At 70.2% G+C, this 13836-nt stretch carries 16 protein-coding genes; 6 read left to right on the top strand and 10 right to left on the bottom strand.

Going from position 1 to position 13836, the window contains the following annotated elements; genetic code table 11:
- Nucleotide 1 precedes the first annotated feature (1 nt).
- The gene (locus FFK22_RS16035) at nucleotides 2–880 is read right to left on the bottom strand and encodes an NmrA/HSCARG family protein (RefSeq protein ID WP_138889707.1); all 879 of its coding nucleotides are present in this window, start codon (nucleotides 878–880) and stop codon (nucleotides 2–4) included.
- Between the two features lie 97 nt (nucleotides 881–977).
- Between FFK22_RS16035 and FFK22_RS16030 the strand changes: the two genes are divergently transcribed.
- Entirely contained in the window at nucleotides 978–1877 is a 900-nt protein-coding gene (locus FFK22_RS16030) for a LysR family transcriptional regulator (RefSeq protein ID WP_138889706.1), read from the top strand.
- Here the strand turns inward: FFK22_RS16030 and FFK22_RS16025 are convergent.
- Nucleotides 1874–2227: an ArsC family reductase gene (locus FFK22_RS16025; RefSeq protein WP_138889705.1), complete on the bottom strand. Its 354-nt coding sequence runs from the start codon at nucleotides 2225–2227 to the stop codon at nucleotides 1874–1876. The genes FFK22_RS16030 and FFK22_RS16025 overlap by 4 nt on opposite strands.
- 126 nt (nucleotides 2228–2353) lie before the next feature.
- On the opposite strand from FFK22_RS16025, the gene FFK22_RS16020 reads away from it, so the two are divergent.
- Complete coding sequence (locus tag FFK22_RS16020) at nucleotides 2354–2854, top strand: GFA family protein (protein ID WP_138889704.1); 501 nt, start codon at nucleotides 2354–2356, stop codon at nucleotides 2852–2854.
- Nucleotides 2855–2871: 17 nt separating this feature from the next.
- Here FFK22_RS16020 and FFK22_RS16015 read toward each other — a convergent pair whose 3' ends face one another.
- The 4 genes from FFK22_RS16015 to FFK22_RS16000 form a co-directional block, all read right to left on the bottom strand.
- Nucleotides 2872–3846: a hypothetical protein gene (locus tag FFK22_RS16015; protein WP_221938633.1), complete on the bottom strand. Its 975-nt coding sequence runs from the start codon at nucleotides 3844–3846 to the stop codon at nucleotides 2872–2874.
- A gap of 407 nt (nucleotides 3847–4253) precedes the next feature.
- Entirely contained in the window at nucleotides 4254–5495 is a 1242-nt protein-coding gene (locus tag FFK22_RS16010) for an MFS transporter (protein WP_138889702.1), read from the bottom strand.
- A gap of 104 nt (nucleotides 5496–5599) precedes the next feature.
- A complete protein-coding gene (locus FFK22_RS16005) occupies nucleotides 5600–6520 on the bottom strand; it encodes a LysR substrate-binding domain-containing protein (protein ID WP_138889701.1) in 921 nt (306 codons plus the stop codon).
- A gap of 23 nt (nucleotides 6521–6543) precedes the next feature.
- Nucleotides 6544–7431: an arginase family protein gene (locus FFK22_RS16000; RefSeq protein WP_138889700.1), complete on the bottom strand. Its 888-nt coding sequence runs from the start codon at nucleotides 7429–7431 to the stop codon at nucleotides 6544–6546.
- A gap of 91 nt (nucleotides 7432–7522) precedes the next feature.
- On the opposite strand from FFK22_RS16000, the gene FFK22_RS44425 reads away from it, so the two are divergent.
- Nucleotides 7523–7858 carry a helix-turn-helix transcriptional regulator gene (locus tag FFK22_RS44425; RefSeq protein ID WP_138889699.1) on the top strand — a complete coding sequence of 112 codons (336 nt, stop codon included), beginning with the start codon at nucleotides 7523–7525 and terminating at the stop codon, nucleotides 7856–7858.
- Nucleotides 7859–7894: 36 nt separating this feature from the next.
- Nucleotides 7895–8344 carry an SRPBCC family protein gene (locus FFK22_RS44420; protein ID WP_138889698.1) on the top strand — a complete coding sequence of 150 codons (450 nt, stop codon included), beginning with the start codon at nucleotides 7895–7897 and terminating at the stop codon, nucleotides 8342–8344.
- A gap of 49 nt (nucleotides 8345–8393) precedes the next feature.
- Here the strand turns inward: FFK22_RS44420 and FFK22_RS15985 are convergent, their stop codons facing one another.
- Nucleotides 8394–8969: a 2'-5' RNA ligase family protein gene (locus FFK22_RS15985; RefSeq protein WP_138889697.1), complete on the bottom strand. Its 576-nt coding sequence runs from the start codon at nucleotides 8967–8969 to the stop codon at nucleotides 8394–8396.
- Between the two features lie 154 nt (nucleotides 8970–9123).
- Entirely contained in the window at nucleotides 9124–10089 is a 966-nt protein-coding gene (locus FFK22_RS15980) for a quinone oxidoreductase (RefSeq protein WP_186002486.1), read from the bottom strand.
- Nucleotides 10090–10182: 93 nt separating this feature from the next.
- On the opposite strand from FFK22_RS15980, the gene FFK22_RS15975 reads away from it, so the two are divergent.
- A complete protein-coding gene (locus FFK22_RS15975; RefSeq protein WP_138889695.1) occupies nucleotides 10183–11046 on the top strand; it encodes a LysR substrate-binding domain-containing protein in 864 nt (287 codons plus the stop codon).
- Here the strand turns inward: FFK22_RS15975 and FFK22_RS15970 are convergent, their stop codons facing one another.
- On the bottom strand, nucleotides 11047–11913 hold the full coding sequence (locus tag FFK22_RS15970; RefSeq protein ID WP_138889694.1) for an aldo/keto reductase family oxidoreductase: 867 nt from the start codon (nucleotides 11911–11913) through the stop codon (nucleotides 11047–11049).
- A 94-nt stretch (nucleotides 11914–12007) separates the two neighbouring features.
- Here FFK22_RS15970 and FFK22_RS15965 point away from each other — a divergent pair, with 94 nt between their 5' ends.
- Complete coding sequence (locus tag FFK22_RS15965; RefSeq protein WP_138889693.1) at nucleotides 12008–12910, top strand: LysR family transcriptional regulator; 903 nt, start codon at nucleotides 12008–12010, stop codon at nucleotides 12908–12910.
- Nucleotides 12911–12920: 10 nt separating this feature from the next.
- Here the strand turns inward: FFK22_RS15965 and FFK22_RS43850 are convergent, their stop codons facing one another.
- The gene (locus tag FFK22_RS43850) at nucleotides 12921–13805 is read right to left on the bottom strand and encodes a GFA family protein (protein ID WP_221938632.1); all 885 of its coding nucleotides are present in this window, start codon (nucleotides 13803–13805) and stop codon (nucleotides 12921–12923) included.
- Nucleotides 13806–13836: the final 31 nt, after the last annotated feature.

Raw genomic sequence — 13836 nt, 5'->3', positions numbered from 1 at the left:
CCTACGGTGCCCGGTCGAGTACGCCCCAGTCGAAGCCGCGCGCCCAGTCCGCGAAGCCGCGCCAGCCGACCTCAGGGAAATCCCGCCGCAGCGCCGCGATGTCGGCGGAATAGCCGGTCCGGTCGAACCATTCGAACATCAGTGCCGCATCCTCGCTCTGCTGGCGCATCACGGCGATCGGGATCTCCTGATAGGCGATCGGACGGCCGATGGCCTGCGACAGGATCTTCGCCTGCTCCTCGCCGGCCAGCTCGTCTCCGGCAATGTCGAAGCGTTTGCCGAACACCGTCTCGCGCCGCTCCGCCAGGGCGGCGACGAAGGCGCCGATATCGGCCACCGCCACCAGCTGGACGGCGCGCCGGGGCGGCAGGGCGAAGGCGTGCACCCCCTGGCGCAGGCCGGCAATCGACCATGGCGCGACGGCGTTCTCCATGAAGGCGACCGGCGCGCTGATGGTATAGGGGATCCCGAGCCCGGCGATGTGCCGCTCGACACGGACCTTGCTCTCGAAATGCGGGATGCCGGTGGCCTTGTCCGCGTCGCCGACCGACGAATAGATCAGGTGGCCGATGCCGGCTGCCTTGGCTGCGTCGGCGGCGATGATGCCCTGGTGGGTCTCCTCCTCCGTCCCGGCTTCGTAGCTGTTGCCCATCAGGAACATCGTGTCGACGCCCTGGGCGGCCTGCCGCACCGAGGCGGCGTCGCCGAGATCGCCGGCGCGGATCCCGGCACCGGCCGAGGCCAGCCGCCGCGCGGCGTCGCCGTCCGGCTTGCGGGTCAGCGCCGTGACGCGATGGCCCCGGGACAGCAATGCGGCGGCAACCGCCCCTCCCTGCTGGCCGGTGGCGCCGGTCACCAGGACATGTCGCTTGGTGGTCATGGGTCTGCTCCTCGTTTCCAACGGAGCAGAGTTGGGGCTTCCCCTATTGGCCCATAATGAAGGATAATCGGGAAATTCTGTCCCATCCCAGCCTACAATGATCGACCTCAACGACATCCAGGTCTTGGCCCGTGTGGTCGAGGCCGGCAGCTTCACCGCCGCCGCGCGGTTGCTCGGCATGCCCAAGACGACGGTCAGCCGCCGCATCGCCGCGCTCGAGCGCGAGGTCGGGGTGCGGCTGCTGCAGCGGACGACACGCAGCCTCAGCCTGACCGATGCGGGCCGCCTCTATTACGAGCAGAGTAGCCAGGCGCTGCGGCTGATCGAGAGGGCCAATCTGCGGCTGGCGGAAGCGCGGGCGGAGCCGTCGGGGACAATCCGGATCTCGGCGCCGGTCGGCTTCGGCGGTCATTTCCTGACCGCGACGGTGTTCGACTTCCTGACGGCCCATCCGAAGACCAGGGTCGAGCTGCGCCTCACCGACGACACGCTGAACCTGGTCGAGACCGGAATCGACCTCGCCTTCCGGACCGGGGTGCTGCCCGACTCCACGCTGGTCGCCCGCAGGCTTGGCTCGACCCATCGGATCCTGTGCGCCAGCCCGGACTATCTCGCACGCTGCGGCGTGCCGGCAGTGCCGGCCGACCTCGCCGGGCATGACTGCGTTATCGCCGGCCCGTCGGCGGCCGGCGCCCCCTGGGTGCTGGAGGGGCCGGAGGGCAGCGAGACGGTCACGGTGTCGGGGCGCTTCGCCGCGAACGAGATGCAGGCGGTGCATGCCGCCGCGCTCGCCGGCCTCGGCATCGCCCAGCTGCCGCTGGGGATCGCCGAGGCCGCGGTGGCGGAGGGGCGGCTGCGCCGCGTCCTGCCCGAGCACACCACGCCGGCAGGCGGCCTCTACGCCGTCTATCCGAGCAGCCAGCACCTCTCGCCCCTGGTCAGGGCGTTCATCGCGCTGGCGGCGGAGCGGGTGAGCGCCGCCGTTGGGCGGCCTTAGCCGAACGCGGCCTCGTACTGCTCCGGCTTGAAGCCCACCAGCAGTTTGCCGCCGATGTCGAGCACCGGCCGCTTGATCATCGAGGGCTGGTCGAGCATCAGCCCGATCGCCCTGGCCTCGGTCAGCCCCTCGCGGGCGGCGTCCGGCAGCTTGCGGAAGGTGGTGCCGGCGCGGTTCAGCAGCACCTCCCAGCCGGCTTGGCGCACCCAGCCCTCGAGCGTGGCGCGGTCGATCCCCGCCGCCTTGTAGTCGTGGAAGGCATAGGCGACACCGCGCTGGTCGAGCCAGGCCCGCGCCTTCTTCATCGTGTCGCAGTTCTTGATGCCGTAGATCGTGACCGTCTTCGCCATGTCGCTTCCGCTGGTTCTCCGTCGTGCCGTCCCGACCATAGATGAAGGTCACGGCCGGCGAATAGCTGACGCCGGATGACAGCCATCGCCTGATAGAGTGCGTGGGCACGGAGAGCGAGGTTAGGGATGGCGAAGACAGCGGTCGAGAAGGTCCGGCAGTCGCCGGCGGCGGTGGCGGAGGGCCGGTGCCTGTGCGGCCGGGTGCGGATCGAGATCGGCGTCCCGGCGCGCTGGGCCTGGCACGACCACTCCCAGGACAGCCGGCTGGCCCATGGCGCGGCCTATGCCACCTATGTCGGGTGCTGGCGCAGCCGGATGCGGATCACCAAGGGCGAGACCGCCCTCGCCCGCTTCACCGAGGAGGAGACCGGGCGGACCCGCAGCTTCTGCCGCCACTGCGGTACGCCGGTGCTGTATGAGCGGCCGCATGCGCCGCAGATGGTGAACATCCCGCGCGCCCTGTTCGAGACCCGCACCGGCCGCGAGCCGCTGTACCACATCGCCATCGAGCAGGCGCAGGAATGGACGTATCGGGGCGAGAAGCTCCGGCCGCTGAAGGGCTTTCCCGGCGTGGTGTGGACCGGGCCGCAGCGCAGGAAGCGGCCGTTGTTCGACGACGAGTTCTGAGAGCCCGTCCACAGGCATCAGACCAGTCTCTCGTCACCCCCGAAGATCGCCAGCCGCTCGATGAACTTCCGCTTCGTCCCGTGCTGCACCCGGATCGAGGCGAGGCGGCGATCGAAGGTGCTCCGGTTTCCTTCCTCCGCGGCCAGCGCCCGGAGGTCGGCGAGCAGATTGACGGCCCGGTCATAGCCCGAGGCATTGCGACGCTGGATTTCGACTTCGATCTCGCGCCAGACGGCAGCGGTACCGCGGCGCCTGAGGGCCTCGATCCGGACGCGGCGCTCCTGCTCCGCCGCTGCGGCCTGGCGGCGTCGCTCCGCTTCCCGGCGCTCGGCCTCGGCGCGTTCGCGGGCTTCCGCGATCTCCCCGGCCCGACTCCGCAAGGCGCCGGCCGTGCGGCGCGGAGCAGATGGTTCCGGGCGCTTGCGGAGTCTGCGCACAAGCTCGGCGGCAACGAGGCTGTCGCCCTCGACCACCCGCAGCAGCAGGTCCGTCTTCTCGCCATCGGAGATCGCCGCCAACGCATCCCGCAGGCCGTCCGAGCCCGTCGCCGCCTCGACCGCGGCGGTTTCGGCGGCCGCCTGGACAAGATCCGGATCGATGCCGAAGACCTCGGCGAAGGCGGCAAGCGCCCCGGTCAGCGGTCCGATGCCCGGCAGCGGCTCGACGTCGCCGTCGGAAATCACCTCGTCCTGCACCGCCGCCAGCCACGGGAGATAGAACAGCCTGAGATCGCCCGAGAGCACGTCGGATCGCAGCGGCGCGAGCGCGGCCAGCCGGTCGGAATCGTCGATCCAGTGGTCGTCGAGGTCGATCTCGTCGCGGCAGATGTCGACGATCAGGTTGTCGCCGGCGATCCAGACCTTGACCCAATCGACCTCTTCGAGAAAGGGAGCGATGTCCGGTAGGGTCAACAGGCGCGCGGGCACCCGCATCATCAGACGCCGCGTGCCCCAATTCGCGATGTAGAGATGGAGGTCGAACCAGCGCTCCATGAACTTGCGCGGATCGCCTTTGAAATCGCCCCAATTGTATTCATTGGTGAAGCTCGTCGCGGTGATCCGCGCCCGCGACGAAACCGACCGGATCGCGTCCTGCGCAGCCCTGTCGAGGGGGCGATCGATCGCCTGGAACTCGTAGCACTGGTATTCGCTCATGGCTGGGTCCGGTGTTTCGGAATGGAACTGCAGTGGCCCGCGCGGTCTATGCCGGCGCGGCGTGGCCTTCCGTCTTCACAGAGGCCACAGCAACTCATCCGTCTCGATCAACCGCAGGGCTTCATCGAGCGTCACAGAGGAATGGAGGCGCCACCATCGCCCGGTATGTCTGTACCACATGACCCGGCATCCGCCATCTCTGCCCGATCCGGCCGTCGCTGGCAAGGTGAGGCAGGAAGAAACCGCTAGGCGACTTGGCGCACCGGAGCGGCGACGGCTACCGGGTTGTCGTCGATCGGGAAATGCAGCAGCGCCGCCACTAGCCCGGCGATCGCGGTGGCGATCCAGACCAGGGAATAGGAGCCGGTGACGTCGAAGACGAAGCCGCCGGCCCAGGCGCCGAGGAACGAGCCGATCTGGTGGCTGAGGAAGCAGACGCCGAACAGCGTGCCGAGATGGCGCGTGCCGAACACCTTGGCCACCAGCCCGCTGGTCAGCGGCACGGTGCCGAGCCAGGTCAGGCCCATCACCGCGGCGAACAGCACCACCGACGCCTCGGTCTTCGGCGCCAGGAAGAAGGCGGCGATGGCGGCGCCGCGGATCAGGTACAGCCAGGCGAGCACCTGCTGCTGGCGGAACCGTCCGCCGAGCCAGCCGCAGCCCCAGCTGCCGATCATGTTGAACAGCCCGACCAGCGCCAATGCGGTAGCGCCGAGCCCGGCCGGCATGTGGCACAGCAGCAGATAGTTCGGCAGATGGGTGCCGATGAAGGCGAGCTGGAAGCCGCAGGTGAAGAAGCCGAGGGTCAGCAGGCGATAGCCGCGATGGCCGAGCGCCTGCGCCACCGCCGCCCGCAGCGGCATCGCCGGCTCGGCCTGCGCCGGCGCGCCCCGGCTCTGCCGATCCAGGATCAGCCCGAGCGGCGCCACCGCCAGCAGGCAGCCGGCGAGCACCACCAGCGATGCCGCGGTGCCCGACAGATCGGTGACCCATTGCGACAGCGGCACCAGCAGCACCTGCCCGAGCGATCCGCCGGCGCTGGCCAGGCCCATCGCCATGCTGCGCTTCTCCGGCGGCGCCGCGCGGCCCAGGGCGGTCAGCACCACGCCGAAGGTGGTGCAGCTGATGCCGATGCCGACCAGCACGCCCAGGCCGAGCACCAGCATCGCGCCGGATGAGGCCAGAGCGGTGAGGACCAGCCCGGCGGCGAAGGCGACCGCCCCGAAGGCGACCACCGGCGCCGATCCCCAGCGGTCGGCGGCGGCGCCGGCGAAGGGCTGGGTGAAGCCCCAGACCAGATTGTGCAGGGCGATGGCGAAGGCGGTCAGCGTCACGGGCAGACCGCGGTCGAAGGAGAACGGCCCGATGAACAGGCCGAAGGTCTGCCGCGATCCCATGGCGGCGCTCATGATCAGCGCCCCCGCCAGAATCACCAGCCCGGCCTGGATGCCGGGAGCTGCAAGCCGACTGCTATCCGTCACCGCCATTGTAGGGTCCTCCTCGCCCGGCCCCACCATGGCAACCGGCGAAGGGCGCGGCAAAAGAGAAGGTTTCGGCGACGGGTGAAGGATCTTCACCTGTATCGGCGAGCCTATGCGGTCCGGCGTCCGCCTGCGGCCGTGCCCTGCCCGGCCGCCTCGACCTCGCGCAGCAGCCAGCGCTTGAAGCCAAGCAGGTCCGGGCGACGGTCCGCCCCTTCGGAACCAACCAGCCAATAGGCGGTCTCGGCCGCGATCGCCGGCAGGCCCGCCTCGACCAGGGCGCCCGAGGCGAGCTCCTGGTCGACCAGCGGCCGCCGGCCGAGGGCGACACCGAGCCCCAGGACGGCGGCCTCGAACGCCATCTGGACAGTGTCGACGCGCAGGCCCCCGGCGAGGCCGACGCCTTCGATGCCGGTCCGCTCCAGCCAGGCCTGCCAGTCCTCGCTGGCCGGGGTGACGTGGATCAGCGCGGCCCGGCGGAGGTCGACCGCCCCGTCTTCGCCGGCCATGGCCTCGCGATAGGCCGGGCTGCACACGGGTACCAGGCTCTCGCCGAACAGCCGCGCGGCGCCGGCGGCGGTCGCCCGGCTCATCCGGATGGCGAAGTCGAAGCCGTCGATCGGGAAGCCGACCTGCCGGCGTGAGGTGTCGACGGTGACGCCGATGGTCGGCCAGCGCTCGGCGAAGCGGTGCAGCCGCGGCAGCAGCCAGCGGGCGGCGAAGGTCGGGGCGCAGCTGACGGTGATGCTCCGGCGCTCCCGGTGGTGCGGCAGCCGCTGGGTGCCGATGGCGATCAGCGACAGCGCCTCGGAGACATAGGGCAGGTAGTCCGCGCCCTCCGGCGTCAGCGACAGCCTGCGCGGCTCGCGCACGAACAGCTCGACGTCCAGCGCCCGCTCCAGCCCGACGATGCCGTGGCTGACCGCGCTGGGCGTCACATTCAGCTCGGCGGCGGCGAGCTTGAAGCTGAGATGGCGCCCGGCCGCCTCGAAGAAGCGGAGGGCGGGAAGCGGCGGCAGGCGAAGCGGCATCCACGCAGCATATCCCGGCGGACCTAGCTGCGCAGCCCCCGGGCGATGGCGTCGGCGAAGCCGGCCGCGATGGCGCCGTCCGGGTCCAGCGCGGGGTTGAAGATGGTGAGGTCGATGCCGGCCATCCGCCCGCTCGCAGCGGCAGCGCCGAGGACCGTCGCCAGCTCGTCGAAGGACAGGCCGTCCGGCATCCGGTAGTCGACCGCCGGCATCACCGCGTCGTCGAGCACGTCGGCGTCGAGATGGACCCAGAAGCCGAGCAGCTCTGGCCGGGTCAACCAGTCCAGCGCCCGTTCCAACGCCGCCTGCGTGCCCACCCGCCGGATCGCGGCGAGGTCGAGCAGCTCGACGCCGCTGTCCTCGATTCGCTGGCTGCCGAATTTTTCCGCGTCCTCGGCGTCGCGGATGCCGAAGGCGACCACATCCTCGTCGCGGACCAGCGGCCGCAGCCCTTCGGGATCGGCCACCAGCGCCGGGCCGCGACCGGTGGCCAGCGCCAGGTCCATCGACGCCGCCTCGCCATTGGGCTCGGCCTCCGGCTGGTAGAAATCGGCATGGCCGTCGAGGAACAAGAGGCCGAAGCGCCCGCGGCGGCGCAGCGGCAGCAGGCAGCCGAGCAGGATCGAACAGTCGCCGCCCAGCACCACCGGCACCTCGCCGGCGCCGAGGGCGAGCCCGACGGCGTCGGCCAGCGCGACCGAATAGGCGGCGATGCCGGACGGGTTGAGCAGCATCGTCTCCGGGTCACGCCGGGGGTCGTAGGGCGGCGGCTCGACCCGGCCGGCCCGCCGCGCCCCCAGCCTGTCGGCCAGCCCGGCCCCGAGCAGGGCCTCGGGCAGCCGTTCGACGCCCTTCGGGAACAGCCCCAGCACCGAGGGCGCCTCGACGATCGCGTAGCGGGGACGGCTCATGGCGACGCCTCCTCATCTCTGACCCATCCTAACCGGATCGCGGCGATCCGGGTTCCCGGCTTGACATGCAACTAAAAGGTTGCATATTACGATGATGCAGAGCGACGACGATGCCGTGTTCCGGGCCTTGGCGGATGCCAGCCGCCGGGAGCTGCTGGACCGGCTGCATGCGGAGAGCGGCCAGACGCTGGGCGAGCTCTGCCAGGGCATGGGGATGACACGCCAGGCGGTGACCAAGCATCTGGCGATCCTGGAGGAGGCCAATCTCGTCTCCTGGCAGCGGCAGGGCCGGGAGAAGCGGCACTTCATCAACCCGGTGCCGATCCACGCGATCGCGGAACGCTGGATCCGCAAGTTCGAGCAGCCGCGGCTCGAGGCGCTGTCGGAGCTCAAGCAGAGGCTCGAACGGCAGGGCGGCGACGGCTAGCCCCGCGAACGACCGAGACAACCAAGGAGCGACGTCATGGCTGGAAGTACCTTCGTCTACGTCACCTTCATCCGCACCACCCCGGCCGCGCTGTGGCAGGCGCTGACCGAGCCGGAGTTCACACCTCGCTACTGGCTGGGCGTCCGCCACGAGGCCGAATGGCGCGCCGGCGGCGCCTGGAAGCTGATCCTGCCGGACGGCCGGATCGGCGACACCGGCGAGGTGCTGGAGTTCAACCCGCCGCGGCGCCTGGTGCTGCGCTGGCGCAACGAGTTCCGGCCGGAGTTGAAGGAAGAAGGCTGGTCCCGCTGCATCATGGACATCGAACCGGCCGGCGAAGCGGTCAAGCTGACGGTGACCCACAGCATCGAGCGCGAGGAGTCGAAGTTCATCGAGGCGGTCTCCGGCGGCTGGCCGCTGATCCTGTCGAACCTGAAATCGCTGCTGGAGACCGGCTCGGTGGTGATGACGTCCCGGCCGGGCTGACCGCGGCTGACCCGGGACCGTCCATGGTCCCGGGTGTCGGGCGCGAGCATCAGGTGCCCAGCGGCCAACGGTCGATCACCTCGTACTGGGTGAGGCCGAGCCGGCTGCGGATCAGGACGAAGTCCTTCGCCTGAAAGCGGATCGGCTCGATCGGCTGCGTCGGGACCGGTTGCGGGCCATAGGACAGCGTCACGTGCGGCGTGAACGTGGCCGCCGCCTTCAAGCCGTTCCGAAGCATGGCCGCGCCGAGGGTGCGGAACAGCGTCATCAGGGCCTCGCCGCCGTCGCCGAGCAGAACCAGCGGTCGCCGGTTCTGCCTGTGCGGCGCGGGCTCGAAGCTGTGTACGGCGCGGAGCCAGATCTCGAACGGTGCCGACATCACGGCCTTCGCAGCCAGGCGCGCCGCATACACAGCCTTGCTCGGCAGGTGCGGATAGTCGCCGACATGGTGCAACGACATGTGCAGGCGGTCCCGCCGCAGCCGTGATCCGTCCAGGCGATGCTGGAGGAAGATGTGGTCGCCGAGCCGCATGACCCTGCCGCCGGCCGCCTCATCCGGCATCACGCAGAAGAACAACCGGTCCCAGTTCGGCGGAGGACCGAGAAAATCGAAGACGTGCTGCATATCCAGCCTCCTGGAGTGAGCTCGCCTTCCGCTTCCCTTCGTTGTTGGTGTTGATGTAAATTAGAACATATAGAGAACAAATGCAAGCCGCGAGGCACCATGCCCCGCTCCTCGAAAGGACGGGCATGGCAATTCCACCCCTGCAATTCCACCACTAAGGCAGCAGCACCGTCGCGCCGGTTGTCTCGCGTCCCTCCAGCCGGCGGTGCGCTTCGGCGGCCTCGGCCAGCGGCAGCCGGGCATTGACCGGGATCGTTACCGCGCCGCCGGCGACGACGTCGAACAGGTCCCGGCTCATCGCCAGAACGTCCTCGCGCTTTCGGAGGTGCTCGAACAGCAGCTGCCAGGTGGCGAAGAGCGAGCCCTTCCGCATCAGCAGGGTGATGTCGAAGGGGTCGATCGGGCCGGAGGCCGAGCCGAAGGCGACGAAGGTGCCGAAGGGCCGCAGGCTGTCGAGCGAGCCCTCGAAGGTCGCCCGGCCGACGCCGTCATAGACCACGTCGGCCCCCTGCCCGCCCGTGATCTCGCGCACCCGCGCGGCGAAATCCCGGTACTCGATCACGTGATCCGCGCCGTTCTCACGCGCCAGCGCGGCCTTCTCCGGCGAGCCGACCGTGCCGATGACGGTGGCGCCGAGATGCTTGGCCCATTGCGTCAGGATCAGGCCGACGCCGCCCGCCGCCGCGTGCAGCAGGACGGTGTGGCCGGGCCCGACCCTGATCGTACGCCGCAGCAGGTATTGGGCCGTCAGCCCCTTCAGCATCATCGCCGCGCCGGTCTCGAAATCGATCGCCTCGGGCAGGGGCACCAGGAAATGCACCGGCACGATGCGCTGCTCGGCATAGGCGCCGAGGGTCTCGACATAGGCCACGCGGTCGCCCGGCGCGAAGCCGGCGACGCCCTCCCCGACCGCGACGACCTCGCCGGCGCCCTCGTTGCCGGGGATGAAGGGCAGGCCCGGCGGAGCATAGGCGCCGGTGCGGAAATAGGTGTCGACGAAGTTCAGGCCGATCGCCCGGTTGCGGACCAGGACCTCGCCGGGGCCGGGCCGGCCGACCCCGACCTCCTCATAGGTGAGAACCTCGGGGCCGCCATGACGGTGAACTCTGATCGCTTTCACTGGGTACCTCGCTGCGCTGCTGATACCCGGGAAGATGGCGCGGCATGGGATATGGCTGTAGCCTGATATCGGCAACATCAGAGTTCAGCGAAAATGATATCCGAGCAGATCGGCCTCGACCTCCTCCGCACCTATGTCGCGGTGTGCCGGCAAGGCAGCCTGAGCAAGGTGGCAGCGCAGACCGGCCGGACCCAGTCGGCGCTGAGCATGCAGATGCGCCGGCTGGAGGGGCTGCTGGAGCGGCACCTGTTCCAGCGCACCGGCCGCGGCGTGGTGCCGACCGCGGAGGGCGAGATCTTCCTGGGCTACGCCACCCGCATGCTGGCGCTGGGCGACGAGGCCGCGGCGCGGCTGCAGCAGAAGGAGCTCCGCGGCAGCGTGCGCATCGGCCTGTGCGAGGAGGTGGCAACCACGACGCTGCCGGCCGCGCTGGGCCGGCTGCACCGCGCCTATCCCGACATCCGCCTGGACGTCGTGGTCGAGCATGCCGTGGCGTTGGGCAAGCTGTGGGGCGAGGACGGGCTGGACATCATGCTGGGCCCGACCTCGGTGGTGACGGCCGACGCGCTGATCACCTGGACGGTCGAGCTGCAATGGGTCTGCGCCCCCGATCTCACCCCGGATCCCGACCGGCCACTCGACCTGGTGGCCTTCACCGCGCCCTGCCTGTGGCGCCGGCGGATGATCGAGGCGCTGGCGGCTGCCGGCCGCGAACATCGCGTCACCTTCACCAGCCAGAGCGTCACCGCGCTGCAGCCGGCGATCGAGAACGGGCTGGGCGTCGGGGTGCTGCCGCCCGATTCCGTCCGCCCGGGGTCGATGAAGGTGCTGAAGACCGGGGTGCCGGGGCCGCTGGCCGCCCAGTACGGCCTGTTCGCCCGCGACCGGCGCCCCCCGGTGGTGGAGGCCGCGATCGGGGTGCTGCGCGAGGGACTGCCAGCGGCGCCCCGGCCCTGATCAGGCCCGGCCGATCGCGTCGAGCTCGGCCATCGTCGCATCCGGCAGCACCAGCTCCGCCGCCTTCAGGTTCTCGCGCAGATGCTCGGGCGAGGACGTTCCCGGGATCAGCAGGATGTTGGGCGCGCGGCGCAGCAGCCAGGCCAGCGCGACCTGGCGTGGCGTCGCGCCCAGCCCCTCGGCGATCCGCGACAGCGCCGCGGACTGGATCGGCGAGAAGCCGCCGAGCGGGAAGAAGGGCACATAGGCGATCCCCTGCCCCGCCAGCTCGTCGACCAGCGCGTCGTCCTCGCGCTGCACCAGGTTGTACTGGTTCTGGACGCAGACGATCGGCGTGATGCGCCGCGCCTCCGCCACCTGGGTCGAGGTCACGTTGCTCAAGCCCACATGGCGGACCAGCCCGCGGCGCTGCAGCTCCGCCACCGCCGCGACCTGCCTCTCGATCGAGCCTTCGGACGGGGCGTGAACACTGCCCATGATCCGGACATTGACGACGTCCAGCACATCGAGGCCGAGGTTGCGCAGGTTGTCGTGGACCCCGCGCTCCAGCTCGGCCGGCTCCGGCGCGGGCAGCCAGGCGCCGTCATCGCCGCGGAACGCCCCGACCTTGGTGACGATCGTCAGGCTGTCCTGATAGGGGTGCAGCGCCTCGCGGATGATTTGGTTGGTGACGTGCGGGCCGTAGAAGTCGCTGGTGTCGATGTGGTCGACGCCGGACTCCACCGCCTCGCGCAGCACGGCGACGGCGGCGGCGCGGTCCTTCGGCGGGCCGAACACGCCGGGGCCGGCCAGCTGCATGGCGCCATAGCCCATGCGGCTCACGGTGCGGTCGGCGAGTGGGAATGTGCCAGCGGCGGAAAGAGTCATATCGGGTCTCCTTGAGGGACGAGCCGGATATGGCAGCGATTGTCCTGTTTGATAACTCGACCTAATCTGCACGGGCTGTTGAAAGCCGTGAACAATGGACCTGAACGACCTCGCCGCCTTCATCTCCGTGGCCCGCGCTGGCGGCTTCCGCGACGCGGCCCGGGTCGGCGGCGTCTCTGCCTCCGGCCTCAGCGTCGCGGTCAGCCGGCTGGAGGCGCGGCTGGGCCTGCGCCTGCTGAACCGTACCACCCGCAGCGTCACCCCGACAGAGGCGGGCCAGCGCCTGATCGAGCGGCTGGCGCCGGTGCTGGGCGAGATGGAGGCGGCGCTGGACGTGCTGAACGCGTTCCGCGACCGTCCGGCCGGCACGCTGCGCCTCAACGTTCCCTCGAGCGCCGCCCGCATCGTGCTGCCGCCGGTCGTGGCCCCGTTCCTCAAGGCCTATCCCGACATCCGGCTGGAGGTGGTGGTCGAGGATGGCTTCGTCGACGTGCTGGCCGCCGGCTGCGACGCCGGCATCCGCTACGGCGAGCGGCTGGAGCAGGACATGATCGCGGTGCCGATCGGGCCGCGCACGCAGCGCTTCGCCACCGTGGCGTCGCCCGCCTATCTGGCGGCGCGCGGGCGGCCGGAGCATCCGCGCGACCTGCTGTCCCATGCCTGCCTGCGCGGGCAGTTCGCCGGCGGCGCCACGCCGACCTGGGATTTCGAGCGCGACGGCGAGGCGATCAAGGTGGACCCGCCGGGGCCCCTGATGGTCCGGCCGGGCGCGGCGTTCGACCTCGCCATCAGCATGGCCGTGGCCGGGCTGGGCATTGTCCATATCTTCGAGGGGCTGCTGCGCCCCCATCTGGACGGCGGCGCGCTGGAGCCGGTCCTGCAGCCATGGTGGGAGAGCTTTCCGGGGCCGTTCCTGTACTACCCCGGCCGCCGCCATGTGCCAGCGCCGCTGCGCGCCTTCATCGACTTCATCAAGGAGCACGGGGCGGCGGCCTAGGGCCGTCCGCTCACATCGGCGGCATCTTCTCGAATTGCGGCAGGGCCTCGTCGATGCGGTCCCAGGCGTGGCCGCGGATGCGGTAGGTCACGACCTGCGGCCTGAACCGGCCCGGATCGTCCAGGCTGGCGGCGTGCACGGTGAAGAAATCGGGCTTGGCGGCGGAGGTCAGGTAGACCGGCGATCCGCAGGCGGGGCAGAAGGCGTGGCTCTTCACGTTGCCGTTGTCGGCGACGATGCTCCAGCGCGTGGCCTCGCCCTGCAGCCTCTTCACCCCGGCGCTCAGGAAGGTCAGATAGGAGCCATGGCCGGTGCCGCTCCGCAGCTGGCAGTCGCGGCACTGGCAGTCGTTCATGAACACCGGCTCGGCCGCGATCTCGTAGCGGATCGCGCCGCAGGCGCATCCGCCGCTCCAGGGCTCGCTCGCCTCTTCCTCCTGCTCATCGGCGATGGCACCGATATTCGCGGCAACCTTCTTCCAGCCTTCACCGAGGGTCGCGAGGGCGGATCCGTTCCTCGAGGGGACGAAGCCGGAATGAACCAGGCGAAGGCGCGTCCCGGTTTCGGTCGCTGCGAGCGTCCAGGTGATCACCGTGTCCAGCCGCGAGCCGTATCCGGCGTTGCCATCATGCCCGCCCTTCCAGCTATGGACCAGGCGTGCGTTCGGGATCACCTCCAGCACCTGGCAGTGGATGACGCCGTCCCAGGCGCCGGCCGGCGTGGTCTGGAAGGTGAAGCGCTTGCCCTCCACCGGCTCGAACCCCGTCGGCACCATCATCCAGCGGCCGATCAGCTCGCTGGTGGTCAGCATTCGCCAGATCGTCTCCGGTGCGTGCAGGAAGTCGGTGTCCACCACGATGTCCTGCGTGCCGGATCTCGGCGAGACGTCGTTCATGATCGATCTCCTTCAGGGCATTCAAAGGTCG

The sequence above is a fragment of the Mycobacterium sp. KBS0706 genome (assembly GCF_005938675.2).
GTDB lineage: Bacteria > Pseudomonadota > Alphaproteobacteria > DSM-16000 > Inquilinaceae > Inquilinus.
Note: the sequence above shows the minus strand (reverse complement) of the source record. Positions and strands in the feature narration are given on the sequence as shown.

What these genes read in the sequence shown, in the direction of transcription:
- FFK22_RS44420 (WP_138889698.1), top strand. Translation starts at nt 7,895, where the DNA reads ATGGCTGGAAGTACCTTCGTCTACGTCACCTTCATCCGCACCACCCCG.
- FFK22_RS15975 (WP_138889695.1), top strand. Translation starts at nt 10,183, where the DNA reads ATGATATCCGAGCAGATCGGCCTCGACCTCCTCCGCACCTATGTCGCG.
- FFK22_RS43850 (WP_221938632.1), bottom strand. Translation starts at nt 13,805, where the DNA reads ATGAACGACGTCTCGCCGAGATCCGGCACGCAGGACATCGTGGTGGAC.
- FFK22_RS16005 (WP_138889701.1), bottom strand. Translation starts at nt 6,520, where the DNA reads ATGCCGCTTCGCCTGCCGCCGCTTCCCGCCCTCCGCTTCTTCGAGGCG.
- FFK22_RS16000 (WP_138889700.1), bottom strand. Translation starts at nt 7,431, where the DNA reads ATGAGCCGTCCCCGCTACGCGATCGTCGAGGCGCCCTCGGTGCTGGGG.
- FFK22_RS16025 (WP_138889705.1), bottom strand. Translation starts at nt 2,227, where the DNA reads ATGGCGAAGACGGTCACGATCTACGGCATCAAGAACTGCGACACGATG.
- FFK22_RS15970 (WP_138889694.1), bottom strand. Translation starts at nt 11,913, where the DNA reads ATGACTCTTTCCGCCGCTGGCACATTCCCACTCGCCGACCGCACCGTG.
- FFK22_RS16020 (WP_138889704.1), top strand. Translation starts at nt 2,354, where the DNA reads ATGGCGAAGACAGCGGTCGAGAAGGTCCGGCAGTCGCCGGCGGCGGTG.
- FFK22_RS44425 (WP_138889699.1), top strand. Translation starts at nt 7,523, where the DNA reads ATGATGCAGAGCGACGACGATGCCGTGTTCCGGGCCTTGGCGGATGCC.
- FFK22_RS15985 (WP_138889697.1), bottom strand. Translation starts at nt 8,969, where the DNA reads ATGCAGCACGTCTTCGATTTTCTCGGTCCTCCGCCGAACTGGGACCGG.
- FFK22_RS15965 (WP_138889693.1), top strand. Translation starts at nt 12,008, where the DNA reads ATGGACCTGAACGACCTCGCCGCCTTCATCTCCGTGGCCCGCGCTGGC.
- FFK22_RS16015 (WP_221938633.1), bottom strand. Translation starts at nt 3,846, where the DNA reads ATGGAGCGCTGGTTCGACCTCCATCTCTACATCGCGAATTGGGGCACG.
- FFK22_RS16030 (WP_138889706.1), top strand. Translation starts at nt 978, where the DNA reads ATGATCGACCTCAACGACATCCAGGTCTTGGCCCGTGTGGTCGAGGCC.
- FFK22_RS16035 (WP_138889707.1), bottom strand. Translation starts at nt 880, where the DNA reads ATGACCACCAAGCGACATGTCCTGGTGACCGGCGCCACCGGCCAGCAG.
- FFK22_RS16010 (WP_138889702.1), bottom strand. Translation starts at nt 5,495, where the DNA reads ATGGCGGTGACGGATAGCAGTCGGCTTGCAGCTCCCGGCATCCAGGCC.